Origin of the sequence: Blastococcus brunescens, assembly GCF_035320885.1 — a bacterium.
Taxonomy (GTDB): Bacteria; Actinomycetota; Actinomycetes; order Mycobacteriales; family Geodermatophilaceae; genus Blastococcus_B; species Blastococcus_B brunescens.
The window spans coordinates 1,674,421-1,694,259 of the sequence record NZ_CP141261.1 but is presented as its reverse complement, the minus strand read 5'-3'; the positions used below and the strand labels follow the sequence as shown (position 1 = coordinate 1,694,259).

Genomic DNA, 19,839 nt, shown 5'->3' with positions numbered 1-19,839 from the left:
CGCACGCGTGCGCCACCGGGGCGGCCGCCTCGGGCGACGACGGCGGCGTGCTGGTCTTCGTCGACGCCGACGTCCGGCTCTTCCCGGACGCGATCGCCGGTGCCGTCGCCGTCCTGGAGCGGCACGGCCTGGACCTGGTCTCGCCCTGGCCGCGCCCTCTGGCGCACGGCCCGGCCGAGCGGCTCGTGCAGCCGCTGGCTCCGTGGCTCTGGGCGACGACCCTCCCCTGCGGCTCGCCGAACGCTCCGGCCGGCCGTCGCTGGCCGCCGCGAACGGCCAGTTCCTGGTGCTCGACCGGCGTGGGTACGACCGGGCCGGTGGCCACGGGGCCGTCCGGGGCGAGGTGCTGGAGGACATCGCCCTGCTGCGTGCGGTCAAGCGGTCCGGCGGGCGGGGGTCCCGATCGACGGGTCGCGGTTGGCGGCCTGCCGGATGTACGACGGCTGGCCGTCGCTCCGGGACGGCTATGCGAAATCCCTGTGGGCGGCGGTCGGCGGTCGGCCGGCGGGCAGTGTCGCGGCGGCGGCCGCCCTCACCGCGGTGTGGGTGGTCCCGCCCGTCGCCGCGCTCCGCGGCTCGCGGGCCGGGCTCGTCGGGTGGCTGGCGGGCGCGGCCGGTCGTGCCGTCGTCGCCTCGGTGACCGGTGGCCGCAGCTGGCCGGATGCCCTGGCGCACCCGCTGTCGATCCTGGTGTTCGACGCACTGATGGCCCGGTCGGTCGTCGGCCACCGCCGCGGCACGCTCACCTGGCGGGATCGGCCCCTGTAGGTCGGCCCAGCGGCGTTCCGGCCACCGTCGCGACGATCTCGCGGGCCGCGGCCCGGCCTTCCGGCGCCGGGACCAGCGGGTAGACGTGCACGGCTCCCTCGCAGACCACGAGGCGGAGTGCGGCGCCCGCCGCCTCGGCGCGGTCGCGCAGGAGGTGCGCGTCGGGCAGGCAGATGTCGCGGGTGCCGACGTACAGGTCCGTCGGCGGGAGCCCGGCGAGAGATCCGTTGATCGGGCTGAGCCGCGGGTCGGTCGGATCGTCACCGTCGGCCCACGCCTTCGCCGCCTCGTGCAGGCCGGCCGAGCTCAGCCAGGGGTCGCGGGCCTCGACCGCCGGAAGACCCGGGTTGCCCAGGGTCAGGTCCAGCCACGGGGCGACGAGGACCACCCGGCCCGGCTGTGGCAGCCCGGCCGCGCCGAGGAGCTGCACGAGTCCCAGTGCCAGGCCGCCGCCGGCCGAGTCGCCCACCACGCTCACCTGGGATGCCGGTACGTCGGCGACGAGCTCCCGGTAGACGTCGGTCAGGAAGGGATAGGCGTCCCGGTAGGTGTACTGCGGCGCCAGGCCGTAGCTGGGCACCTCCACGCGGACGCCGGCGTCGGCCATCCGGGAGATCAGCGTCCAGTGCTGCGGGGAGATCTCGCTGATGTAGGCGCCGCCGTGGAGGTAGATCGCGGCGCGTCCGGCCTCCCCACCCCTCGGTGCCACGGTGTGGCAGTCGAAGCCGCCGACGCGCCGGGTGCTCACGTCGTGCCGCGTACGCAGCGACCGGGGCGGCCCGGACGGGCCCTTCGGCGCCGCCACCCGGCGGCGACCCCTCTCGGCCGTCGCCATGCCGCGCTTGCGGGTCAGTCGCAGGACCGCCACGATCACGCGCATCTGCAGGCTGGTCATGTCCGCGCGCGCACCTCTCCGCCACCGGCTCTCGGCGGCACCGACACCCTAGGCGCCCCCACTCTCACGCCCCGGCTGCGCACCCGGGCGGGAGTCCGGCGACGATGGCGCGGTGACCGATGCCGACGAGCGCGTGCAGTTCGACCCCACCGAGATGGAGACGCGCGCGTTCTACCGCGTGCTGAACTCCGTCGTCGTCCCCCGCCCGATCGCGTGGGTGTGCAGCCGTTCGGCCGAGGGGTCCTCAACCTGGCGCCGCATTCGTTCTACACGGTGGCCTGCGTCGACCCGCCGGTCGTCCAGTTCACCTCGGTCGGGCGCAAGGACTCGTTGCGCAACGTCGAGGCGACCGGCGAGTTCACGATCAGCCTGACGCCCGAGGCGCTCTTCGAGCAGATCAACGCCACGGGCACCGACTTCCCCGCCGGTGTGAGTGAGGCAGAGCAGTGCGGCGTCCGGCTGGAGCCGAGCGAGCGGGTCTCCGTCCCCCGGGTCGCCGACTCCCCGGTGTCGGTCGAGTGCACCCTGCACTCGACCGTCCGGCTGGGCGACAGCACGGTGGTGTTCGGCCGCGTGCGGCTGATCAGCGTGGCTGCGGGCGCCGTGCGCGACGGCCGGCCGCGCATCGAGCACCTCCGGCCGCTGGCCCGGCTGGGCGGGAACGAGTGGTCGACGATCGGCGAGGTGAAGGAGATCCCCGGATCCCCTTCACCCGCTGGGCCGAGGACCCGACGATCGGCGAGGCCATCCGCGGCGACTGATGGGGCTCACCGGGCTCTGACGAGGGGTGTCGAGGCGCCGGTCGCGCTCACCCGGGCAGGTGCGGGGCCACCTCGCCGGCGGCGTCGGCGCCGAACGCCTCGGCGAACCGCGCCAGGAAGCTCTCGCGCGGCAGGTCGTACTCCTGGGTGCCGATCACCTCGACGGCAGCGGTCGCGACGGCGGACCCGAGCTGGGTGGCCCGCTCGAGACCCAGGCCCCACATGCGGCCGGCGATGAACCCGGCGCGCAGCGCGTCGCCGCCGCCGGTCGGCTCGACCGGCTTGGTCTCCGGGACGGCGATCACCGAGATCGGCTCCGCGTCTGCCTGCCGGACCAGCACCCCGTCGGCGGCGCGGGTGGTGACCCAGGTGCCCACCCGAGCGAGCACCTCGGTCTCGTTCCACCCCGTCTTCTGCTGGAGCAGGTGCGACTCGTACTCGTTGGTGAACAGGAGGTCTGCGCCGTCGACCAGGGTGCGGATCATGTCGCCGTCGGCCCACGCCAGCTGCTGGCTCGGGTCGGCGGCGAACGGAGGCCGCGCTGCCGGCACTCCTGGGTGTGCCGCACCATCGCGGTGGGGTCGTTCGGGCCGACGACCACGAGGTCGGGGACACCGACGCGGTCCACGACGGGGCCGAGCTCGATGGTGCCCGCTTCCGACATGGCGCCGGAGTAGAAGGACGCGATCTGGTTGTTGGCGGCGTCGGTCGTGCACACGAATCGGGCCGTGTGCTTCAGCTCCGACCAGTGCACGCTGCGGGTGTCCACCCCGTGCCGGGTCAGCCAGGCGTCGTACTCGGCGAAGTCGCTGCCGACCGACCCCACCAGGACCGGCTGCAGGCCGAGCAGACCCAGCCCGTAGGCCATGTTCGCGCCCGCACCTCCACGGTGCTGCACGAGGTCGTCCACGAGGAAGGAGAGCGAGACGTTCTCCATCTGGCCCTCGACGAACTGCTCGACGAACTTCCCCGGGAAGGTCATCAGGTGGTCGGTGGCGATGGAGCCGGTGACGGCGACGGGCACGGAGCGCTCCCTGACTGCTGGATCGGCGGAACGGCCGCACGATGCCGGGTGCCCTGGCGCGGTCCAGAGCACCCGCACACCTTAGGAGCCTGGCCGGCGCTCGGCTCGCCGGGAGTCAGTCGCCGAGCATCCGCCGGAGCGAGATGCCCAGCTGCACGACCGCCACGGCGCCGAGCAGCGCACCGACGCCCGCTCCGGCCGTGACCACCAGCTCGCCGGCTCCCGTGCCGGCGACCACACCGGCGCCACCGAGCGTCATCCCCGTCATGGCGACGCGGGTGGGGCGCTCCCACACCGACAGCGCCCCGGTCTCGTCGACGCCTGCCTGGCCGGCCCGCGCCCGCAGGTAGTCGGGGAGCCAGCACAGCGCCCCGAAGACGACCGCCAGCCAGCCCGGTGCCCCGGCTACCCACAGCGCACCGGCGTAGGCGGCCTCGCTCACCCGGTCGACGGCGGAGTCGAGGACGAAGCCACGGCGGGAGGCGCGGCCGGTCCCGATGGCGATCGCGCCGTCCAGGGAATCCAGGAGGCCCGACAACCCGACGAGGACGCCCGCAGCGATCAGCCACGTGCCGCCGGCTGCCGCCGGGAGGAGCGCGGCGGCAGCGACGAGCAGGCCGAACGCCGTGGCCACCAGCGGGGGCAGACCGGCCAGCGGCCGCGCCAGGGTCCAGGCGGCGGTCAGCCAGCCGCGTACGAGGGGACGGTCGGTCGGGGTGTCACCGTGCCACCGGGACCACTCGGCCAGGTACTCGTCCCTGCTCAGCACGCCCGCACCTCCACCTGCGCAGTCCACCAAACGGAGCCGCGCGCGCCGACGGCAGGGCTCGCGCCCGGGACCGGTGGAGGGCAGCGCAGCCGGGGCGTCCGGCGCCGATTGCCGGCCCGCCCGCCCCCGGAGCGGCGCCACCAGGGACAGTAGGACCGTGCTGGCCGGCCTCGCTCCCGCGCGGCGCCGTGTCGTCCTGGCTCTGCTGACGCTCGTGGTGGCGGCCGCGGCGGCGCTGACCGCCGTGGTGCTGGCGCGGTCGTCGGACCTGCAGACCGGCCCGGTGGCCCAGGACCGCCCCGGCCCGGTGCTGCTGATCCCCGGGTACGGCGGCGGAACGGGCACCCTCCGGCCGCTGGCCGACCAGCTGAGCGCGGCGGGACGCGACGTCACCGTCGTGCGGCTGCCCGGGGACGGCACCGACGACCTGACCGCCTCCGCCGACGCCCTCGACGCAGCCGTGGCCGCCGTCCTCGAGCGGACCGGCGCGGAGACGGTGGACCTCGTGGGCTACTCCGCCGGTGGGCTGGTCGCCCGGCTCTGGGTGGCCGACGGCCATGCCGGCTCGGTGCGCCGGGTGCTGACCCTCGGCACGCCGCACCACGGGACGTCGCTCGCCGACCTGGCGGGGGCGCTCGCGCCGGGCGAGTGCCCCGCGGGTTGCCGGCAGCTGGCCACCGGCAGCGAGCTGCTGGCGCAGCTCAACGCGGGCGACGAGACACCGGAGGGCCCGACGTGGGTCTCGATCTGGACCACTCAGGACGAGACGGTCACCCCGCCCGACTCGGCCCGGCTGGACGGCGCACTGAACCTCCCGGTGCAGTCCGTCTGCGCCTCGGCGCGCGTCGGCCACGGCGACCTCCCGCGCGACGCGCTGGTCCGCGCCCTGGTGCTGGCCGAGCTCGCTGCAGGCGAGCCGGTGCCCTCGGGCCCGAGGACTGCGCACGGCTCGGCGGCTGAACCGCTCAGCTGGTCACGTCCTTGGTGGTGAAGTTGGCCCACGCCGCGGCGAGCAGGACCCCGACGTAGACACCCTGCAGGGCCACGCCGCGCACGACGTCACGCCAGAGGATCGGGTCGCGGAAGAAGTCGACGAAGGCCAGCCAGTAGCGGGTCGGCAGGTACGGGGCGATCGGCGACGCGGCGTCGAGGGTGAACAGCAGGGACGACGCGACCAGCACCGCGAGCGCGCCCATCGTCGCGCCCAGCGGGGAGTCGGTGAGCGTCGAGAAGAACAGCGCGAAGGCGGCCACCCCGAGCATCGACACCGCCACGTAGCCGATGGCCAGCATCGTCCGCCCGGCGATCTGGGTCGGTGTCAGCGCCGTCCCGGAGACCGAGGTGCCCGCGATCGGCTCGGCGTCGAAGAGCGTCGTCCCGATGACGTAGCCGACTCCCGCGACGACCAGGACGGTCACCAGCACGAAGGCCATCACCGCGAGGAGCTTGGCGACGAGCAATCTCGTCCGCCCGGCCGGACGGGCCAGGAGGTAGCGCAGCGTGCCGGCCTGGGCCTCACCCGCGACAGCGTCCCCCGCGACCACGGCGACCGCGATCGGGAGGAACAGCGGCAGCACGATGGCGAGGGCGGCCAGCGGGTACAGCGTGCCGTTGCGCAGGACGGCGGAGAGGAACGGCGGCCCCTCCCCGGCCGGGGCGCCAGGTCGGTCAGGACCAGCAGGACGGCGACCAGGATCGGCAGTGCGTTGAGGACGGCGATCGTCGCCCAGGTCCGCGGGCGCCGGAACATCTTGCGCAGCTCGACGACGATCACCGGATCGCGTCCACCCGGTCGGGGCTGGCCCCGGCGGCGGCCAGGACCACCTCCTCGAGCGTCGGCCGCTCCAGGGCGAGCCCGGACACCGGCACCCCGGCGGCGACCAACCGGGCGTTGACGGCCACCGGGTCGTCCCCGCGGACCACCAGCCGGTGCCCGTCCACCGCGACCACCCGCCCGTCGAGCACCGCCCGCACGCGCTCCGGTTCGGGGCTGTGCACGACGGTGGCCCCGGTCGGTGCGGTCAGGGTCGCCAGCCGGTCCTGGAGCACCAGCCGGCCCCGGTCGAGCACGCCGACGCGGGTGCACAGCTGCTCGACCTCGGCCAGCAGGTGGCTGGAGAGGAAGACCGTCGTCCCGCCGCGGTTGAGGTCCAGGAGCAGCTCCCGGATCTCGGTGATGCCTTGGGGGTCCAGGCCGTTCGTCGGCTCGTCGAGCACGAGCAGCTCCGGGCGGCGCAGCAGCGCACCGGCCAGGCCCAGCCGCTGCCGCATGCCGAGCGAGTAGTTCTTCACCGGGCGGCGTCCCACGCCGCCGAGGCCCACCTGGCCGAGCACGTCGGTCACCCGCTGCTTCCGGGTGCGCCAGGAACCGCCCCGGCCGGAGGCGTCGAGCAGCGCGAGGTTCTCCCGGCCCGAAAGGTGCCCGTAGTGCGCGGGCCCTCGATGAGGGCACCCACGCGGGGCAGCACCCGCCGGCCGGCCCGCGGCATGCGCTCCCCAGCAGCTCGATCTCGCCGCTCGTGGGCAGCACCAGGCCCAGCACCATGCGGACCGTGGTCGTCTTGCCCGACCCGTTGGCACCGAGGAAGCCGTAGACGTCACCGGCCTGCACGTCGAGGTCGATGCCGTCGACCGCGCGCAACCGGCCGTACTGCTTGACCAGGCCGCGCGTCGCGAGGACGGCGCTCACCGCTGGTCCCCGAGGTCGGGCAGCTCCGCGGCGGCCGACGCGAGGGCGTCCAGGCTGACCGTGCCGGTGAGCAGGTAGGACCCGCTGCCCGGTTGCCGGACCACCATGAGGCCGACCGGGCCCGCGGCGGCCCGCAGGCCGGCGTCGTCGTCGACGGCGTCCGGGCTGGCCGACAGCGTGTTCTCCAGGGCGGCCGCCAGCCGGCGCGGAACGGGCGCGACCGCCAGCAGGGTGATCCCGCGCCCGTACAGGCCGATCCCCGCGGGGACGCCGTCACCGGTGCGGCGAGGGAGACCATCGAGGGTGGCGGGGAGCGCGGTCGGGCGCAGCCGCTCGGCGGCCTCCCGGGCGATGTCGGCCTCCTGCGCCTCCCGCACCCGGGCGCCCTCGGGCGGGCGGAACGCGATGACCCCTGCCTCGGGTCCGGCGATCTCGAGGTCGAGGAACCGCGTGTCGACCGCCGGGATCCCACCGTCGTCCCCGACGATCTGCACCTGGAGCGGCAGGCCGCTGTCGGCGTCCACCCAGACGTCGGCCCGGGCGACGGAGCTCGCCTCCTCGGCCGGCGTCACCCGCAGCCCGAGGGCCGGCCGGCCGGACACCCGCCGGGCGCCGATGCGGCTGAGCTCCGCGTCGGTCGCCTCCGACACCAGGCGCCGGCCCAGCGTGTTCGGCAGCAGGTCGGGCGGACCGGGGAGCGCGAACGGCTCGCCTGCGGCAGCGGCGTCGGCCCGGGTGGCGGTCGCGGACTCGTACTCCCAGATCCACTGCCCCGCCGGGTCGCGGTGGTACCCGGTCTCCCCAGCGGCACCGAGCACGTCGACGCGGTGATCGGCCCCACCGCGCCACCACACGCGCATCGTCGTCCGGTCGCTGAACAGGTCGGCGACCGCCGGGAGCTGGTCGCCGACCGGGAGGGCGAGCCCACCGGCGGACTCCGCGTGCCCCGAGAACCCGATCCCGTCGGCGGCCAGGACGGCGTCGCGGAGGTCGGCGGCCGACACGTCGGAGTCCTCGGCAGGCAGGGCGCCGAGGAACGGGGGCAGCGCGAGGAGCACGGCGACCAGGACGCCCACCCCGGCCCAGCGCGGCGCCGCCGCCCGTCGCCCTGACGCCATGGCGGTCACGGTACGTGCGGCGCGGCGTCCCGGCCCGATTCCTCGGACCTTCACAGCCGCTTTCCAGCGTGGCGGCCTACTGCAGCGCGAGCACCAGGCAGCAGAGGGCGAGGAGCAGGGCGATCGGGGTCATCACCAGCCGCTCGGGCCGGCTGCGGGAGATCCCGTTCATCAGCACGCCGAGGGCGAAGTAGCCGGTCAGCACCCACATCCCGACGTCGACGACGGCATCCGGCAACAGCGTCAGCGCGCCGGCCGCCTGCAGGACCACCACGGCGACGACCGCGTAGACGACGACGGAGACCGCGCTGCCGATCCGCAGCCCCCTCGGCAGGACGTCGTGCTGCCCGCCCCAGGCGAACCGCCCCAGCGGCCGGCCCGCGACGAGCAGCAACTGGAAGACGGCGAGCCCGGCCAGGAGGAGGCAGGCGACGACGCCCGCGGTGACGACCACGCCGCGGAGAGTAGCGAGCAGCGCGGTTCGCCCCGTCCAGCTCACGGGACCTCGAGGACCGCGCCCCTCCCGCGGCGGGGGCGCAACGAGGACCTGGGGGTGAACGCGCTCGTCCCGGGGCACTCCGGCCCCATGGCACCGATCAGTGACGCCGTCGTCGTCGACGTCCTCCGCCGGGTCGACCGGCTGACCCGGCCCCTGGTGCGGCGGCTCGGCCGCCCACCGGTCCTCCCCCAGGAGGAGCGCGACGCCTGGTGGGCCGACCGCGTCTCCCGGGTGGCGGCCGGCGTCTCCGCGGTTCCGCGGTTCGCCGGGAAGCTCGCCGACCTCCTCCCCTGCAGAACACCGTCGGCACCGCGGTCCAGTCCGTCGTCGTCCTCGGAGTGGCGTCCGAGCACGACGTCGAGGAACCGGCCGCGCGGATCTCGCTGCTCACGAAGGTGCTGCTGCGTCGCGACCTGACCGCCGAGCAGGTCGAGCCGCTGCTGGAACACGCTCGCGGCACCTACCGGGAGGAGGCCCTGGGCGCTCGGGAGCAGCGCGGCGGGGTGCGCGGGAACCTGCGCACCCTGTGGCGGGTCGCCGGCCTGCTGGGCCGGATCGACGACGCGCTCGACGCCCGGCCGAAGGGCAAGCTGCGTCACCGCGCCCTGTCGAACCTGCCGGTGGTCGGTGTCCTCGGCGGTTACGCCGCCGAGCGCGAGGGACTGCGCCGGGCCGCCGCCGACGCCGCGGCGGTGCTGGAAGGCCGCCCGCTCACGAGGTGACGGGCAGCTGCGCCAGGTTCGTGTAGACCTCGCGCGTCGCGGTCGAGCGGTTCATCGTGATGAAGTGGATGCCGGGAACACCCTCGGACAGCAGCGTCCGGCACAGCTCCGTGGCCACCTCGACCCCGAAGGCGCGGACCGCGGCCTTGTCCTCCGGCCGGTCGCCGTCCAGGGCGGCGAACCGATCGGCGAGGTCGGCCGGGAACGCCTGACCGGACAGCTCCACGATCCGGCTGATCTGGCCTGCACTGGTGACCGGCATGACCCCGGCGATGATCGGGACGTCACAGCCGTGGCGGGCCACCCGGTCGCGCAGCCGCAGGTAGTCCTCGGCCCGGAAGAACATCTGGGTGATGGCGAAGTCGGCACCGGACCGGCACTTGTCGACGAACCGGGCGATGTCGGTCTCGAAGTCCGGGGAGCGCGGGTGCTGCTCCGGGAAGGCGGCGACCCCACGGAGAAGTCGCCCATCGACTTGATCAGCTCGACCAGCTCGGCGGCGTAGTTCAGCCCCTCCGGGTGCGCCCGCCACTCCGCCTGCGGGTCGAGGCCGGGCGGATCGCCGCGCAGCGCCAGCAGGTTGCGCACCCCGGCGGCGGCCAGCCGGCTGACGACGTGCCGCAGCTCGGCGACGCTGTGGTCGACCGCGGTCAGATGGGCCATCGGCGTCATCGTCGTCTCGGCGGCGATGCGCTCGGTGATCGCGACCGTGCCCTCGCGGGTGGAGCCACCGGCCCCGTAGGTGACGGACACGAAGGACGGCTGGAGGCGCTCCAGCTCGCGCAGGGCCGTCCAGAGCTGCGGCTCGGCCTCGGGCGTCTTCGGGGGAAGAACTCGAACGACCACGTGGGCCGCTCGGCGGCGAGGAGCTCACTCACGGTCCGGGTCACGGCCTCTCAGCGTACGGACGATCGCCGGACGGGCAGAGGCCGACGACCTACGACATTTCTCACGCCCGCGCATCCAGGCGGACGATGCCGGCGGAAGAAGGGGTCGGCGGCGGCTTCGGTCGTTCCCGCCGGGGGTGCCGCCCGTCGCTCCCGACCTACCGTCGCGTGCTGCGCGAGAAGGGTGGACAACCATGAGCCGGAGTCCGGGCCCTGCCCTGCTGCCGAGGTCGCGCACCATCGGGTTGGGCAATACTGGGCCCGTGACCGCAGCCCGGACCCAGCACCTCGAGGCCGCGGCTCCCCGCTGGGTGCGGCCGACGTCGACGGGCTCCGGAACGCGGTCAGCGCGGCCCTGACCGAGTTCCTCGACCGCCAGCGGGAGACCCTCGCCGCGATGGACGCCAGTCTGGCGCCGGTCGTCGACGAGGTCTGCGCCCTGGCCGAGGGCGGCAAGCGGTTGCGTCCCGCCTTCGCCTACTGGGGCTGGCGCGGCGCCCGCGACGCAGCGACCGGCGAGGACGACGCGGCCGTGCTCCGCGCCGTCGCCGCGCTGGAGTTCGTCCACGCCAGCGCCCTCGTGCACGACGACGTGATGGACGGCGCGACCACCCGGCGCGGCCGGCCCGCCACCCACATCGGCTTCGCGTCCCGCCACGTCTCCGAGGATCTCGACGGTGACCGGGACCTGTTCGGCACCGGTGCGGCGATCCTCGTCGGCGATCTGGCCCTCGTCTGGTCCGACGAGCTGCTGCGGCGTTCCGGCATCTCCGTCCCGGCACTCATCCGTGCACGGGCGGTCTGGGACACGATGCGCACGGAGGTCACCGCGGGGCAGTACCTGGATCTGCTGCGGGCCGCTGGGGGCCTGCCCGGGCCGGACGGCGCCATGAAGGTCGCCCGCTACAAGAGCGCCGGCTACACCGTCCAGCGCCCGCTGCAGCTCGGTGCCGCGCTCGCCGGCGCCGGACCGGAGACCGCCGAGGCCTACACATCGATCGGGCTCCCCTCGGGGAGGCCTTTCAGCTGCGCGACGACGTCCTCGGCGTGTTCGGCGACCCCACCGTGACCGGCAAGTCCGCCGACGACGACCTGCGCGAGGGCAAGCAGACCCTGCTCATCGCCCTCGCCGAGGAGGGGCGGACGCCGACGGCCGGCGCCTGCTCGACGACCTGCTGGGCAATGCCGAGGCCGGTCCGGAGGAGTTCGACGCGCTGCGCGGGCTGCTGGAGTCCACCGGCGCACGTGCCCGTGTCGAGGAGCGGATCACCGAGCAGACCGCGCTGGCCCGCCGGGCCATCACGCGCGCCCCGATCGCCGACGACGCCCGCGCCGCCCTCGACGCCCTCGCGGTGGCCGCCACGTCCCGCACCGCCTGATGGTCCGCACCGTCCCCGGGCGCACCGAGCGCGTCGTCGTCGTCGGGGCCGGCCTCGCCGGCCTGGCCACCGCGCTGCGCCTGCGCGGCGCCGGACGCGAGGTCACGGTCGTGGAGCGCGCCGCGGGCCCGGGCGGCCGGGCCGGCCGGGTCGACCGGGACGGCTACTCCCTCGACACCGGGCCGTCGGTCTTCACCGCACCCGAGATCGTGGCCGACACGCTGGCCGCGGTCGGCGAGAAGCTGGAGGACCGGCTTCCCTGGTCCCGCTGGAGACCACCTACCGCGCGCAGTACGCCGACGGCTCCCATCTCGACGTCCACGCGGACCCCGACGCGTTCGCGGCCGAGGTGGCGGCCCTGTGCGGTCCGGCCGAGGCGGTCGCCCTGCGCCGGTACCTGGCCGACCTCGCCGAGCTGTACCGGCTGCAGCTGACCACCTTCATCGACCGCAACCTCGACTCCCCGCTGGACCTGCTCGGTCCCGAGCTCGTCGCCCTGGCGCGCCGCGGCGGCTTCGGCCGGCTGTCCCGGCACGTCGAGAGTTACTTCGCCGACGACCGGCTGCGCCGCCTCTTCAGCTTCCAGGCGCTCTACGCCGGCGTCTCCCCGTTCCGGGCCATCGCCGCCTACGCGGTGATCGCCCAGCTCGACATCGGCGCCGGCGTCTGGCATCCCGTGGGCGGGATCGCCGCCGTCCCGAACGCTCTCGCCGCCGCCGCGGCCGCCGCCGGTGTCGCCTTCCGCTACGGCGCGACCGTCGAGGAGCTCGAGACGTCCGGGCGGCGGATCTCCGCCGTCCGGCTGGCCGACGGCGACCGGCTGCCCGCCGACGCCGTGGTCGTCACCACCGACCAGCCGTGGCAGCTCGTGCCGGGGCTCCGGCCGCCTCGGCGCCCGGTGTACTCCCCGTCCTGCGTCGCCCTGCACGTCGGGGTCCGCACCGAGCTGCCCGGTCAGGCGCACCACACCATCAGCTTCGGCGGGTCCTGGCGGGGGTGTTCGACGAGCTGACCCGCGACGGGCGCCCGATGACCGACCCGAGCCTGCTGGTCAGCATGCCTTCGCGCACCGACCGCAGCCTCGCCCCCGACGGCGGCCAGGTGCTGAGCATCGTGGCTCCGACGCCCAATCTCGACCGGCGCAGCGGCGGCAACCCCGACCTGGACTGGACGACGCTCGGCCCCGCTACCGCGACGAGGTGCTGGCCACCCTGGAGGCCCGTGGCTGGACGGGGCTGACCGGCGCCATCGAGGTGGAGGAGATGGCGACGCCGGTGGACTGGGCGGCGCAGGGCATGGCCGCGGGCACCCCGTTCGCGCTGGCCCACACCTTCGGCCAGACCGGGCCCTTCCGCCCCTCCACGCTCCCCGCCGCGGTCCGGAGAACGTCGTCCTCGCCGGCTCCTCGGTGCAGCCGGGCGTGGGCGTGCCCATGGTGCTGATCAGCGGGCGGCTGGCCGCCGAGCGCATCACCGGGGTGCTCCCCGATGACGAACCTGCGGATGCCGCCGACCCAGGCCGCGCGGCAGGCCACCCTGGACGCGGCCTACCGGCACTGCGCCGCGATCGCCGCCCGGCACGGGAAGAGCTACCACCTGGCGACCCGGCTGCTCACCCCCGACCGGCGGCCCGCAGTGCACGCGCTGTACGCCGCCGCCCGCACCGCCGACGACCTCGTTGACCTGCCCGGGCCCGATCCCGAGGGCGACCTCGCCGAGTGGTCCCGGGCGGCGCTGGCCGAGCTGGAGGCCGGCTGGTCCGACGACCCGGTCCGCCTCGCGCTGGTGCACACCTACCGCCGGTACGACATCCCCGTCGAGCACCTGGTCGACTTCCTCGCCGCGATGACCAGCGACCTCGACGTCGACGCCTATCCCGACATGGCGGCGCTCGACCGGTACATGTGGGGCTCGGCGTCGGTCATCGGCCTGCAGGTGCTGCCGGTCCTCGGCACCGCGCCCGGGGTGGCCCGCGAGGAGGCCGCGCCGCACGCCATCGCCCTGGGCGAGGCCTTCCAGCTGACCAACTTCCTGCGCGACGTCGCCGAGGACGTCGACCGCGGCCGGGTCTACCTGCCCGAGGACGCGATGGCCGCCCACGGCGTCACCCGCGAGCAGCTCACCGAGAAGCGGCACGACGAGCGGTTCGCGGACCTCATGCGCGAGATGGTCGCCGTCGTCCGCCGCCGGTACGACGACGCCGCGCCCGGCACTCCCTGCTCGCGCCCGAGTCCCGCGACTGCGTGCGGGCGGCGACGGCGCTCTACGGCGGGATCCTCGACGAGATCGAGCGGGCCGACTACCGGGTGCTCGACGGGCGGGTGTCGGTGTCCAAGCCGCGCCGGCTGGCGGTGTTCGCCCGCCGGTTGACCGCGGCCCAGCTCGCCAGGGTCAGGGTGACCATGGCGAAGCCGAAGAGCAGGTCCTCGACCGGCGCGTAGGCGATGCGCGGGCCCCAGATCGTGTCGGGGTCGTAGGTGACGACGTCCAGGCCGGTGAGGACCCCGTTCATCAGCAGCTGGAAGAACACGATGATCGCGTAGGCGGTCCAGAAGAGCTTCCGGGTGACCATGCGGGTGCGGTAGACGGCGAGGTCGACGACGAGGACGCCGATCACCGCGAGGACCGCCAGCGTGGAGTAGCTCATCGCGTCCGCTCCGCCTCCTCGGCCGGGTACCCGGCGTCCCACCCGGTCACCCGGCGCACCGCCTCCAGGGCCAGCACCGAGCACAGCGGGACGACGAGGAAGAACAGCACCTCCTCGACCGGGATGCCGCCCGGGAACCGCACGCCGAGGGTGAGCTCGTCGCTGTAGGCCCAGTGCTCCTGAGCGATCGCGTAGAGCACCCAGACGACGAAGACGACGAACTCCGGCAGGACCGCCAGCAGGAGGCGGCGCCAGCGGGCGTAGACGCGCACCCGCAGGACGATCTCCAGCGGCGCGGTGACCACGAGGCAGCCGACGAGCAGCGCCAGGTACGTCAGGGAGCCCACGGGATCAGCTTCTCCCGCGTGCCACCGTCCGGATGCATCCGGCTCAGAACGCCAGGGCCTGTGCCCGCCGGGTGACCTCGGTGTGCCGGTCGTCGCGCAGCGCCTGCACCGGCGTGCCCGGCAGCGTGTCGTCGTCCCGGAACAGCCAGTCGAAGGCCTCCTCGTCGGTGTAGCCGCCGTCCTTGAGGACGGTGAGCAGGCCCGGCAGGTGCTTGAGGATCACGCCGTCCTGCACGAAGTCGGCGGGGATCTTGCTGTTGCCGCTGCCGGGGACGGCCATCAGCTTCCGGTCGCGCAGCAGCTGGCGGACCCGGTTGGGCGAGGTGCCCAGGAGCTGGGCGACCTCCGTGGGGGTGAGCGTGTCCATAGATCGCCAGCCTATGGGCACCCGCCACAGCGCACGCAGCGCGGCCGGCGCCAGGGGTGCCCGACGTCCGGTCGGTGCCGCGCGACGCGGTCCCGCCCGCGCGATAACCTTCTGGCAGGCCGTGACTGGCGCGTCGAGGTGGGCCACCACCGGGGAGCGGCCCGGAGGACCCCGCCGTGCGCCTGGGCACCTTCCCGACGTCTCGCGAGGAGCCCCGATGACCCAGCCGCCCGCAGGAACCCACTCGTTCGACGGCGCCGCCGCCTCGACCGCCTATCGCAGCGCCCTCCAGGTGATCGGCGCCGTGGAGCCACGGATCGCCCAGGCGATCGGCGCCGAGCTGACCGACCAGCGCGCCTCGCTCAAGCTCATCGCCAGCGAGAACTACGCCAGCCCGGCCGTGCTGCTCACGATGGGCAACTGGTTCAGCGACAAGTACGCCGAGGGCACCGTCGGGCACCGCTTCTACGCCGGCTGCCAGAACGTCGACACCGTCGAGGCGCTCGCCGCCGAGCACGCCCGCGAGCTGTTCGGCGCCCCCACGCCTACGTCCAGCCGCACTCCGGCATCGACGCCAACCTGGTCGCCTTCTGGGCCGTCCTCGCCCAGAAGGTGGAGCTGCCGGCGCTGGAGAAGGCCGGCGCGAAGCACGTCAACGACCTGACCGACGACGACTGGGCGCAGCTGCGCCGGGCCGTGGGCGACCAGCGGATGCTGGGCATGTCCCTGGACTCCGGTGGTCACCTCACGCACGGCTTCCGGCCCAACATCAGCGGCAAGATGTTCGAGCAGTCCTCCTACGGCACCGACCCGGCCACCGGACTGCTCGACTACGCCGCCGTCCGCGCGCGGGCCAAGGAGTTCCGCCCGCTGATCATGATGGCCGGCTACTCCGCCTTCCCGCGTCGCGTCGATTTCGCGACGATGCGCGAGATCGCCGACGAGGTCGGCGCGACGCTCGTCGTCGACATGGCGCACTTCGCCGGCCTGGTCGCGGGCAAGGTGCTCACCGGGGACTTCGACCCGGTCCCGCACGCCCACGTCGTCACCAGCACCAGCCACAAGTCGCTGCGCGGACCGCGCGGCGGTTTCGTGCTCGCCCAGCCGGAGTTCGCCGACGCCGTCGACCGCGGCTGCCCCATGGTGCTCGGCGGACCGCTCCCCACGTGATGGCCGCCAAGGCCGTGGCCTTCGCCGAGGCCCGGCAGCCGGCGTTCGCGACGTACGCCCAGAACATCGTCGACAACGCCGTGACGCTGGCCGACGGCCTGCGCAAGCGAGGCGTGCGCCTGGTCACCGACGGCACCGACAACCACCTCGTGCTGCTCGACGTCACCTCGTTCGGGCTGACGGGACGGCAGGCGGAGTCCGCCCTGCTGGACGCCGGCATCGTCACCAACCGGAACTCCGTGCCGGCCGATCCGAACGGCGCCTGGTACACCTCCGGCGTCCGGATCGGCACGCCGGCCCTCACCACCCGCGGCTTCGGCGCCGACGAGTTCGACCAGGTCGCGGAGCTCATCGCCGGTGTCCTGGACGGGACGACGCCGACGACGACGTCCTCGGGCGAGCCGTCGCGCGCCAAGTACACGCTGACCGACGGACTCGTGGAGCGCACCCGCGACACCGCGGCGGAGCTGCTGAGTGCGCATCCGCTCTACGCCGGCCTCGACCTCGGCTGAACGGGGGCCGGCCGCCGGGGCCGGGTGACGAAGCGCACCCTGCCCCGCGGCGGACCATTGGCACCAGCCGCCACGGCGGCCCCTGTACCGCGTGGTTGGCCGACCCTCGCCCAACTCCTACCTACACTCGCTCGAGTGGACACTGCCGTGACCGACCCCGTCGTGGGACTGGTCCTCGAGGGGCGCTACCGCCTCGAGGAGCGTCTCGCGCGTGGCGGCATGTCCACCGTCTACGCCGCCACCGACCTCCGCCTGCACAAGACGGTCGCGGTCAAGGTGATGGCCGAGCACCTGGCCCACGACCCGACGTTCGTCGACCGGTTCACCCGCGAGGCACGGGCCGCCGCGATGCTCAGCCACCCCAACGTGGTGGGCGTCAGCGACCAGGGCAGCGACCAGGGCCTGGTGTTCCTGGTCATGGAGCTCGTCCGGGGCCGCACGCTCCGCGACCTGCTCACCGCGCGGGGCCGGCTGACCGTCGCCGAGGCGTTCGCCGTGCTCGAGCCGACCTCGCCGGGCTCACCGCCGCCCACCGGGCCGGCATCGTGCACCGCGACATCAAGCCGGAGAACGTCCTCATCGGCGTCGACGGCGTCGTGAAGGTGGCCGACTTCGGTCTGGCCCGTGCCGTCGTCGGCACCGGCCAGACCAGCCAGACCGGTGGCGTGCTCATCGGCACCGTCGCCTACCTGTCCCCCGAGCAGCTCGAGCGGGGCCGCGCGGACGCCCGCAGCGACATCTACGCCGCCGGCATCGTGCTCTACGAGATGCTCACCGGCCATCCGCCCTTCGGCGGCGACACGCCGCTGGCCGTGGCCTACCAGCACGTGCACCACGACGTCCCCGCCCCGTCGGCGGAGGTCCCGGGCCTGCCGTGGGCGGTCGACGAGCTCGTCGCCCGCACCACCCGCCGCGATCCGGCCGGCCGCCCCTGGACGCCGGCGCCTTCCTCGCCGAGCTCGGTCACGTCCGCAAGGACCTCGGCATCGAGCCGGTGCCGGTGCCCACCGGCCGCAGCACCGCCGGCCCGGACACCCTCCGGCCGACCAACCGGCCCACCCGGCCGCGGCACCCCAGCGACCCGGGCACCGCCGTCCTCGGCAGCCAGCGCACCGACCGGGCGGGACGCACCAGCATGCTCCCGGCCGTGGGCGCCGGCCCGACGATGAACGTCAACGGCCGCCGCCCGGCCGGGCTGGAGCGGCCGCGCCCCGGCGTTCCGCAGCACATCCGACGCCGCCGGGCCCGCTTCGCGGTCGCACTCGTCCTGCTGCTCGTCATCACCATCGGCGCCGTCGGCTGGTGGCTGGGCAGCGGGCGCTGGACGCAGATCCCGGAGCTGGTCGGGCAGGACCAGGCCGCCGCGATCGACCTCCTGCAGGGGCGGGGCTCGACCCCGACTGCTGCGAGGAGGTCTGGAGCGAGGAGTTCGCGGCGGGCATGGTCATGTCCACCGAACCGGAGCCGGGCGAGGCCATCCGCGGGACCGACGTCCGACTCACCGTCTCCAGGGGTCCGGAGCGTTTCGAGGTCCCGACGGACCTGGTCGGCCGGCCCTACGACGAGGTCGTCGCCCAGCTGCAGGAGACGGTGCCGGTCCAGCTCACCCGGGTCGACGCGCACGACGACGCCGTCGGCGCGGGACTCGTCATCGGCTTCACCCCGGCCGCGGGCACCGAGCTGCGCCGCGACGAGGTCGTCACGGTGACGGTCAGCCTCGGGCACGCGCCGGTGGCCGTGCCGGACGTGACCGGGCAGAGCCCCGAGCAGGCGCAGGCCAACCTCGAGGCGCTCGGCTTCAGCGTGGTGCGCGGAGAGGACGGCCGCAGCGCCGCCGTCGACGCCGGCGAGGTCATGGCCGTGAGCCCTGGACCCGGCGACGGTCCCGCGGCCTACGGCAGCGCGGTGACCATCGTCGTCTCCGCCGGGGTGCCGCTCGTGGCCGTCCCGGACGTCGTCGGGATGAAGGAGGAGGAGGCGGCCGCCGCGCTCCAGGCCGCCGGTCTCACCGTCGACTCCACCAAGTTCTTCGGCAACAAGGTGCGCCAGCAGCAGCCCGCCGCGGGCGAGAGCGTCGAGCAGGGGACGTCGGTCAAGATCCTGGTGGCCTTCTAGCGGTGCTGTCGCGGTCCGCGCCCCGGTCGGGGCGCACATCCAGATCAAGGGCGGCCTCGCCAAGGGCGGGCTCGCCTACACCGACGCGGTCGGCGCCCGCGCCGTCCAGGTGTTCGTCGGCAACCCCGGGGCTGGAAGCTGACCGACGGCGACCCGGCGCAGGACGCGCTGTTCGTCGAGGGCTGCGCCGAGCGGGCGGTGCCCTCCTTCATCCACACGCCGTTCCTCGTGAACGTCGGCTCCCCCACCGAGGCGACGGTGGAGCAGTCGATCGCCTCCATCGCGCACAACCTGCGGCGCGGGGCGGACCTCGGCTGCGCCGGCGTGGTGGTCCACGCCGGTTCGGCCGTGGGCGAGGACCGCTACGAGGCGGCGCTGCGCCAGCTGCACGAACGGCTGCTCCCGGTGCTCGACGCGGCGCCCGCCTCCGGTCCACGGCTGCTCATCGAGCCGACGGCCGGGGGCGGCAGGGCGCTCGCGGCCACCGTCGAGGACCTCGGCCCCTACTTCGCGGCGCTGGAGGACCACCCGCTGGTCGGCGTCTGCTTCGACACCTGCCACGCCTGGGCCGCCGGGCACGACCTGGTCACCCCGGGCGGGATGACGGCGACGCTGGACGCGCTGACGGCGACCGTGGGGCCGGGACGGCTCGGTCTGGTGCACGCCAACGACTCGCTCGACGACTGCGGCTCCAAGCGCGACCGGCACACCACGATCGGCGAGGGCTCGATCGGGGTCGCGCCGTTCGCCGAGCTGCTGGCCCACCCGTCGACGTCCGGCGTCCCGGTGGTCGTGGAGACGCCCAGCGAGCGCGACGGGTCGCCGTCGCTGGGCCACAAGGCTGACATCGCCCTGCTCAACTCGCTCGTGGCGATCCCAGCCGCCGCCTGAGTCCAGCGCTGTGCGCTGATGCGCAGTTCCTCGGCCCGAAAGTGTGCATCAGCGCACAGCGCCTCCCCGAAGGAGGCGGAGCCGGGCGGTGTGGACGGCGAGGATCTCGCGGCGGCACGTCTCCGGTGAGCGCGTCAGGCGGGCGAAGCTGAAGCGCAGAGTCTGCCAGCCCGCCGTCGCCACGAGAGCGTCCCGCCGGATGTCCGCCTCCCGCTGGGCGCGCGATCCGTGCCAGGCGGCGCCGTCCATCTCCACGGCGAGCATGGACTCCTCGCACGCG

The 19,839-nt window shown here is 74.6% G+C and carries 27 protein-coding genes, 5 pseudogenes and 1 riboswitch; of the genes and pseudogenes, 18 read left to right on the top strand and 14 right to left on the bottom strand.

Features of this window, described 5'->3' with window-relative positions:
• The first annotated feature begins 417 nt into the window (after window positions 1-417).
• Window positions 418-768, top strand: coding sequence for a hypothetical protein (locus tag U6N30_RS11235; RefSeq protein ID WP_324277372.1), 351 nt, complete (start codon window positions 418-420; stop codon window positions 766-768).
• Here the strand turns inward: U6N30_RS11235 and U6N30_RS11230 are convergent.
• Window positions 743-1,663 (bottom strand): alpha/beta hydrolase, encoded by a 921-nt coding sequence (locus U6N30_RS11230; protein WP_324277371.1) that lies wholly within the window; start codon window positions 1,661-1,663, stop codon window positions 743-745. The two genes, U6N30_RS11235 and U6N30_RS11230, sit on opposite strands and share 26 nt — an antisense overlap.
• Window positions 1,664-1,876: 213 nt before the next feature.
• Between U6N30_RS11230 and U6N30_RS11225 the strand changes: the two are divergent.
• Window positions 1,877-2,203, top strand: a pseudogene (locus U6N30_RS11225) (flavin reductase family protein); the annotation flags it as partial.
• A gap of 268 nt (window positions 2,204-2,471) precedes the next feature.
• Here U6N30_RS11225 and U6N30_RS11220 read toward each other — a convergent pair.
• From U6N30_RS11220 to U6N30_RS11210, 3 genes are all read right to left on the bottom strand, one after another.
• Window positions 2,472-2,909, bottom strand: a complete 438-nt coding sequence (locus tag U6N30_RS11220; RefSeq protein ID WP_324277370.1) for a PfkB family carbohydrate kinase — start codon at window positions 2,907-2,909, stop codon at window positions 2,472-2,474.
• Window positions 2,906-3,448 (bottom strand): PfkB family carbohydrate kinase, encoded by a 543-nt coding sequence (locus U6N30_RS11215; protein ID WP_324277369.1) that lies wholly within the window; start codon window positions 3,446-3,448, stop codon window positions 2,906-2,908. Before U6N30_RS11215 ends, U6N30_RS11220 begins: the two co-directional genes overlap by 4 nt.
• Window positions 3,449-3,563: 115 nt before the next feature.
• A complete protein-coding gene (locus U6N30_RS11210) occupies window positions 3,564-4,217 on the bottom strand; it encodes a CDP-alcohol phosphatidyltransferase family protein (protein WP_324277368.1) in 654 nt (217 codons plus the stop codon).
• Window positions 4,218-4,374: 157 nt separating this feature from the next.
• Between U6N30_RS11210 and U6N30_RS11205 the strand changes: the two genes are divergently transcribed.
• Window positions 4,375-5,208 carry a lipase family alpha/beta hydrolase gene (locus U6N30_RS11205; protein WP_324277367.1) on the top strand — a complete coding sequence of 278 codons (834 nt, stop codon included), beginning with the start codon at window positions 4,375-4,377 and terminating at the stop codon, window positions 5,206-5,208.
• Here the strand turns inward: U6N30_RS11205 and U6N30_RS11200 are convergent.
• The 5 genes and pseudogenes from U6N30_RS11200 to U6N30_RS11180 all read right to left on the bottom strand — a co-directional run bounded on the left by U6N30_RS11200 (window position 5,183) and on the right by U6N30_RS11180 (window position 8,478).
• Window positions 5,183-5,794, bottom strand: coding sequence for an ABC transporter permease (locus U6N30_RS11200; protein WP_324277366.1), 612 nt, complete (start codon window positions 5,792-5,794; stop codon window positions 5,183-5,185). The genes U6N30_RS11205 and U6N30_RS11200 overlap by 26 nt on opposite strands.
• Before the next feature lie 193 nt (window positions 5,795-5,987).
• Entirely contained in the window at window positions 5,988-6,797 is an 810-nt protein-coding gene (locus tag U6N30_RS11195) for an AAA family ATPase (protein ID WP_324278247.1), read from the bottom strand.
• Window positions 6,763-6,906, bottom strand: a pseudogene (locus tag U6N30_RS11190) (ATP-binding cassette domain-containing protein); the annotation flags it as partial. The pseudogene U6N30_RS11190 and the gene U6N30_RS11195, both read right to left, overlap by 35 nt.
• The gene (locus U6N30_RS11185) at window positions 6,903-8,024 is read right to left on the bottom strand and encodes a transcriptional regulator (RefSeq protein WP_324277365.1); all 1,122 of its coding nucleotides are present in this window, start codon (window positions 8,022-8,024) and stop codon (window positions 6,903-6,905) included. The pseudogene U6N30_RS11190 and the gene U6N30_RS11185, both read right to left, overlap by 4 nt.
• Window positions 8,025-8,100: 76 nt before the next feature.
• A complete protein-coding gene (locus U6N30_RS11180; RefSeq protein WP_324277364.1) occupies window positions 8,101-8,478 on the bottom strand; it encodes a hypothetical protein in 378 nt (125 codons plus the stop codon).
• Between the two features lie 99 nt (window positions 8,479-8,577).
• On the opposite strand from U6N30_RS11180, the gene U6N30_RS11175 reads away from it, so the two are divergent.
• Together U6N30_RS11175 and U6N30_RS11170 are read left to right on the top strand one after the other, a co-directional pair.
• Window positions 8,578-8,940, top strand: coding sequence for a hypothetical protein (locus U6N30_RS11175; protein WP_324277363.1), 363 nt, complete (start codon window positions 8,578-8,580; stop codon window positions 8,938-8,940).
• A complete protein-coding gene (locus U6N30_RS11170) occupies window positions 8,919-9,245 on the top strand; it encodes a hypothetical protein (protein WP_324277362.1) in 327 nt (108 codons plus the stop codon). The genes U6N30_RS11175 and U6N30_RS11170 overlap by 22 nt, the downstream gene beginning before the upstream one ends.
• Here the strand turns inward: U6N30_RS11170 and metF are convergent.
• Window positions 9,235-10,091 (bottom strand): annotated as a pseudogene (gene metF, locus U6N30_RS11165) (methylenetetrahydrofolate reductase [NAD(P)H]). The gene U6N30_RS11170 and the pseudogene metF overlap by 11 nt on opposite strands.
• A gap of 438 nt (window positions 10,092-10,529) precedes the next feature.
• On the opposite strand from metF, the pseudogene U6N30_RS11160 reads away from it, so the two are divergent.
• The 6 genes and pseudogenes from U6N30_RS11160 to U6N30_RS11135 all read left to right on the top strand — a co-directional run.
• Window positions 10,530-11,221, top strand: a pseudogene (locus U6N30_RS11160) (polyprenyl synthetase family protein); the annotation flags it as partial.
• Window positions 11,222-11,510: 289 nt separating this feature from the next.
• Window positions 11,511-11,708 (top strand): annotated as a pseudogene (locus tag U6N30_RS11155) (FAD-dependent oxidoreductase); the annotation flags it as partial.
• A 62-nt stretch (window positions 11,709-11,770) separates the two neighbouring features.
• A complete protein-coding gene (locus tag U6N30_RS11150) occupies window positions 11,771-12,523 on the top strand; it encodes an FAD-dependent oxidoreductase (RefSeq protein ID WP_324278246.1) in 753 nt (250 codons plus the stop codon).
• Between the two features lie 17 nt (window positions 12,524-12,540).
• Window positions 12,541-12,750 (top strand): hypothetical protein, encoded by a 210-nt coding sequence (locus U6N30_RS11145; protein ID WP_324277360.1) that lies wholly within the window; start codon window positions 12,541-12,543, stop codon window positions 12,748-12,750.
• Complete coding sequence (locus U6N30_RS11140; protein WP_324277359.1) at window positions 12,711-12,953, top strand: hypothetical protein; 243 nt, start codon at window positions 12,711-12,713, stop codon at window positions 12,951-12,953. The genes U6N30_RS11145 and U6N30_RS11140 overlap by 40 nt, the downstream gene beginning before the upstream one ends.
• 45 nt (window positions 12,954-12,998) lie before the next feature.
• Window positions 12,999-13,880 (top strand): phytoene/squalene synthase family protein, encoded by an 882-nt coding sequence (locus U6N30_RS11135; RefSeq protein ID WP_324277358.1) that lies wholly within the window; start codon window positions 12,999-13,001, stop codon window positions 13,878-13,880.
• On the opposite strand, the gene U6N30_RS11130 is transcribed toward U6N30_RS11135, so the two are convergent.
• From U6N30_RS11130 to U6N30_RS11120, 3 genes are read right to left on the bottom strand one after another with little or no spacing between them, the layout of a single operon-like run.
• Window positions 13,810-14,157: a lycopene cyclase domain-containing protein gene (locus tag U6N30_RS11130; RefSeq protein ID WP_324277357.1), complete on the bottom strand. Its 348-nt coding sequence runs from the start codon at window positions 14,155-14,157 to the stop codon at window positions 13,810-13,812. The genes U6N30_RS11135 and U6N30_RS11130 overlap by 71 nt on opposite strands.
• Window positions 14,154-14,504 (bottom strand): lycopene cyclase domain-containing protein, encoded by a 351-nt coding sequence (locus tag U6N30_RS11125; protein WP_324277356.1) that lies wholly within the window; start codon window positions 14,502-14,504, stop codon window positions 14,154-14,156. Before U6N30_RS11125 ends, U6N30_RS11130 begins: the two co-directional genes overlap by 4 nt.
• A gap of 43 nt (window positions 14,505-14,547) precedes the next feature.
• Window positions 14,548-14,871, bottom strand: a complete 324-nt coding sequence (locus U6N30_RS11120; protein WP_324277355.1) for an Rv2175c family DNA-binding protein — start codon at window positions 14,869-14,871, stop codon at window positions 14,548-14,550.
• A gap of 111 nt (window positions 14,872-14,982) precedes the next feature.
• Window positions 14,983-15,066: riboswitch (ZMP/ZTP riboswitch) on the top strand.
• A 22-nt stretch (window positions 15,067-15,088) separates the two neighbouring features.
• Between U6N30_RS11120 and U6N30_RS11115 the strand changes: the two genes are divergently transcribed.
• The 7 genes from U6N30_RS11115 to U6N30_RS11085 all read left to right on the top strand — a co-directional run bounded on the left by U6N30_RS11115 (window position 15,089) and on the right by U6N30_RS11085 (window position 19,559).
• Complete coding sequence (locus tag U6N30_RS11115) at window positions 15,089-15,535, top strand: hypothetical protein (RefSeq protein WP_324277354.1); 447 nt, start codon at window positions 15,089-15,091, stop codon at window positions 15,533-15,535.
• Window positions 15,484-16,041 (top strand): PLP-dependent aminotransferase family protein, encoded by a 558-nt coding sequence (locus U6N30_RS11110; protein ID WP_324277353.1) that lies wholly within the window; start codon window positions 15,484-15,486, stop codon window positions 16,039-16,041. The genes U6N30_RS11115 and U6N30_RS11110 overlap by 52 nt, the downstream gene beginning before the upstream one ends.
• Window positions 16,041-16,553 carry a PLP-dependent aminotransferase family protein gene (locus tag U6N30_RS11105; RefSeq protein WP_324278245.1) on the top strand — a complete coding sequence of 171 codons (513 nt, stop codon included), beginning with the start codon at window positions 16,041-16,043 and terminating at the stop codon, window positions 16,551-16,553. The genes U6N30_RS11110 and U6N30_RS11105 overlap by 1 nt, the downstream gene beginning before the upstream one ends.
• Before the next feature lie 147 nt (window positions 16,554-16,700).
• Window positions 16,701-17,153 carry a protein kinase domain-containing protein gene (locus tag U6N30_RS11100; protein ID WP_324277352.1) on the top strand — a complete coding sequence of 151 codons (453 nt, stop codon included), beginning with the start codon at window positions 16,701-16,703 and terminating at the stop codon, window positions 17,151-17,153.
• Window positions 17,099-17,722: a protein kinase domain-containing protein gene (locus U6N30_RS11095; RefSeq protein WP_324277351.1), complete on the top strand. Its 624-nt coding sequence runs from the start codon at window positions 17,099-17,101 to the stop codon at window positions 17,720-17,722. Before U6N30_RS11100 ends, U6N30_RS11095 begins: the two co-directional genes overlap by 55 nt.
• A gap of 277 nt (window positions 17,723-17,999) precedes the next feature.
• Window positions 18,000-18,668, top strand: coding sequence for a PASTA domain-containing protein (locus tag U6N30_RS11090; protein WP_324277350.1), 669 nt, complete (start codon window positions 18,000-18,002; stop codon window positions 18,666-18,668).
• Window positions 18,669-18,806: 138 nt separating this feature from the next.
• Window positions 18,807-19,559: a deoxyribonuclease IV gene (locus tag U6N30_RS11085; RefSeq protein WP_324278244.1), complete on the top strand. Its 753-nt coding sequence runs from the start codon at window positions 18,807-18,809 to the stop codon at window positions 19,557-19,559.
• Between the two features lie 48 nt (window positions 19,560-19,607).
• Here the strand turns inward: U6N30_RS11085 and U6N30_RS11080 are convergent, their stop codons facing one another.
• On the bottom strand, window positions 19,608-19,808 hold the full coding sequence (locus U6N30_RS11080; RefSeq protein ID WP_324278243.1) for a DUF559 domain-containing protein: 201 nt from the start codon (window positions 19,806-19,808) through the stop codon (window positions 19,608-19,610).
• Window positions 19,809-19,839: the final 31 nt, after the last annotated feature.

Excerpts from the sequence above, each read along its gene's own strand:
- U6N30_RS11230 (WP_324277371.1), bottom strand. The coding sequence starts at position 1,663 with ATGACCAGCCTGCAGATGCGCGTGATCGTGGCGGTCCTGCGACTGACC.
- U6N30_RS11090 (WP_324277350.1), top strand. The coding sequence starts at position 18,000 with ATGTCCACCGAACCGGAGCCGGGCGAGGCCATCCGCGGGACCGACGTC.
- U6N30_RS11115 (WP_324277354.1), top strand. The coding sequence starts at position 15,089 with ATGACCCAGCCGCCCGCAGGAACCCACTCGTTCGACGGCGCCGCCGCC.
- U6N30_RS11185 (WP_324277365.1), bottom strand. The coding sequence starts at position 8,024 with ATGGCGTCAGGGCGACGGGCGGCGGCGCCGCGCTGGGCCGGGGTGGGC.
- U6N30_RS11130 (WP_324277357.1), bottom strand. The coding sequence starts at position 14,157 with ATGAGCTACTCCACGCTGGCGGTCCTCGCGGTGATCGGCGTCCTCGTC.
- U6N30_RS11220 (WP_324277370.1), bottom strand. The coding sequence starts at position 2,909 with ATGATCCGCACCCTGGTCGACGGCGCAGACCTCCTGTTCACCAACGAG.
- U6N30_RS11105 (WP_324278245.1), top strand. The coding sequence starts at position 16,041 with ATGGCCGCCAAGGCCGTGGCCTTCGCCGAGGCCCGGCAGCCGGCGTTC.
- U6N30_RS11145 (WP_324277360.1), top strand. The coding sequence starts at position 12,541 with ATGACCGACCCGAGCCTGCTGGTCAGCATGCCTTCGCGCACCGACCGC.
- U6N30_RS11135 (WP_324277358.1), top strand. The coding sequence starts at position 12,999 with ATGACGAACCTGCGGATGCCGCCGACCCAGGCCGCGCGGCAGGCCACC.
- U6N30_RS11120 (WP_324277355.1), bottom strand. The coding sequence starts at position 14,871 with ATGGACACGCTCACCCCCACGGAGGTCGCCCAGCTCCTGGGCACCTCG.
- U6N30_RS11080 (WP_324278243.1), bottom strand. The coding sequence starts at position 19,808 with ATGGACGGCGCCGCCTGGCACGGATCGCGCGCCCAGCGGGAGGCGGAC.